This window comes from Blastomonas sp. (assembly GCF_041747255.1).
Lineage (GTDB): Bacteria > Pseudomonadota > Alphaproteobacteria > Sphingomonadales > Sphingomonadaceae > Blastomonas.
On the sequence record NZ_JBGTFM010000193.1, the window covers coordinates 1 to 1,860 of the forward strand.

The following is a 1,860-nucleotide window of genomic DNA, read 5'->3' on the forward strand; positions in this document are numbered from 1 at the left end:
ATCAGCGGGAAGACATGGCCGGGCGATTGGATATCATCGGCGTTCGCGCCCTCGGCGCTGGCGACCTGCACGGTGCGCGCACGGTCTGCGGCAGAAATACCGGTCGAGACCCCGCTGCTGGCTTCGATCGAGCGCGCGAACGGCCGCCCGGTCTGGCGCTCCGCCCCCGGATTGATGAGGCTCAAACCCAGCCGTATGGCGCGGTCTTGCGTGATCGCAAGGCAGATCAGCCCGCGGCCGTGGGTGGCCATGAAGTTGATGGCTTCGGGCGTGACGTGGCGCGCGGCAATCATCAAATCAATGTCACCGCCGCGCAGCCGGTCGCCTGACACGACGACGATCCGGCCCGAAGCGATCTCGGCCAGCGCATGATCAAGGTCAGCGCCCGCGCTCATCGCAAGTCCCGTCCGGCGGCAAAGCTGCGCGCGCCCAGCACCACCTGCTTGCCCACCAGTTCAAGCTGTCCGTGGGCGCGTTCATCAAGGCATTCCCCATCGGGCGAAAACAGCCCGCGATAGGTGCGGATGGTCGCGCCCATCGGGGTGGGCCAGCCGCGCAGGGCATGGGTGATCGCGCGCATCGTCAGCAGTGTGCTCATCGAGGCCTGATCACCGAATGCTGTGGCAATCAGGCCAACCGCGCGCCCGTCAAGATAGGGGCGTTCATCGCGGGCGAGGTCTTCAAGGTAATCGAGCGCGTTCTTGACCATGCCTGACACCGTCCCGTGATAACCGGGCGCGGCGATCAGCAGGCCATCGGCCTTGCGCACCGCTTCGATCATTTCCATGCCGCAGGTCGTGTCATGCGCCGGGCCAAGATAGTGCGGCAGTGCGGCGAGATACGCGCCGCCGAACACCTGTACCTCGGCGCCTTCGTCTCCGGCGATCCTGACCGCCAGGCGCAGCGCCTGCTCGGTTGAGCTTCCGGGATTGACCGTGCCGCCAAGGGCCACGATGCTGGTCATGAGGTTGCTGTCCTTTCGGTGATATAGCTGCTGAGCCGTGCGGTTTCATCTGCGCTGAAATGTAGCCCCAGCTTGGTGCGCCGCCACAGCACATCTTCGGCCGTGCGCGCCCATTCGTAATCGATCAGGTAATCCACCTCAGACGCGGTCAGCCCGTGACCGAAATCCTCGCCAAGATCCCCGGAAGCGATTGCATTGCCAAGAAATATCCCGGCGCGCGTGCCATAAAGCCGGATCATCCTTTCGGCCTCGCCATCGGCAAGAAAGCGATAGCGCGCTGCAAGTTCGCGGGCCTTGGCCGGTGCCTCGCGGATGCCGAAATCGCCGCCGGGCAATGGCGCGGAGCCGGTCCAGTCGCCGGCATTGAGCTCCGGGCAGTACGGTGCAAGCTGCTGGATCGCGGCACTGGCCAGCTGGCGATAGGTGGTGATCTTGCCGCCGAACACCGACAGGATCGGTGCATCGCCAGCCCCGCCATCAAGATCAAAGCGGTAACCTCTGGTGGCGGCTTCGGGCTTGCCCGAGCCATCATCGACCAGCGGGCGCACACCCGAATAGGTCCACACCACATCGGCGGGGGTGATGGGGGTGCGGAAATACTCGTTCGCGCCCGCGCACAGATAGGCGATTTCCTCGTCGCTGGCGCGCACGTCATCCAGCCCGGCGGTGTGATCGACATCGGTGGTGCCGATCAGGGTAAAGTCCTGCTCGTAAGGGATGGCGAAAAAGATGCGCCCGTCGGGCAGCTGGAAGAAATAGGCAAAGGCGTGATCGAACAGCTTGCGCACCACGATATGGGACCCGCGCACCAGCCGCATCCGCTGTCTGCTTGGCTCGCCCGCCCGGGCCAGCAGATCGAGCACGCGGGGTCCGGCGGCATTGACGATGCACCGGGC

At 65.1% G+C, this 1,860-nt stretch carries 3 protein-coding genes; all 3 read right to left on the reverse strand.

What is annotated here, in order from left to right; all coding sequences use genetic code 11:
* Positions 1 to 395 (reverse strand): 3,4-dihydroxy-2-butanone-4-phosphate synthase (locus ACEW8G_RS06985; RefSeq protein ID WP_373487716.1); only part of this gene is annotated, 395 nt, incomplete at its 3' end.
* The gene (locus ACEW8G_RS06990; protein ID WP_373487717.1) at positions 392 to 964 is read right to left on the reverse strand and encodes an NADPH-dependent FMN reductase; all 573 of its coding nucleotides are present in this window, start codon (positions 962 to 964) and stop codon (positions 392 to 394) included. The genes ACEW8G_RS06985 and ACEW8G_RS06990, both read right to left, overlap by 4 nt.
* Positions 961 to 1,860, reverse strand: a 900-nt coding sequence (glpD, locus tag ACEW8G_RS06995; RefSeq protein ID WP_373487718.1) for a glycerol-3-phosphate dehydrogenase, incomplete at its 5' end; no start/stop codon positions are given. The genes ACEW8G_RS06990 and glpD, both read right to left, overlap by 4 nt.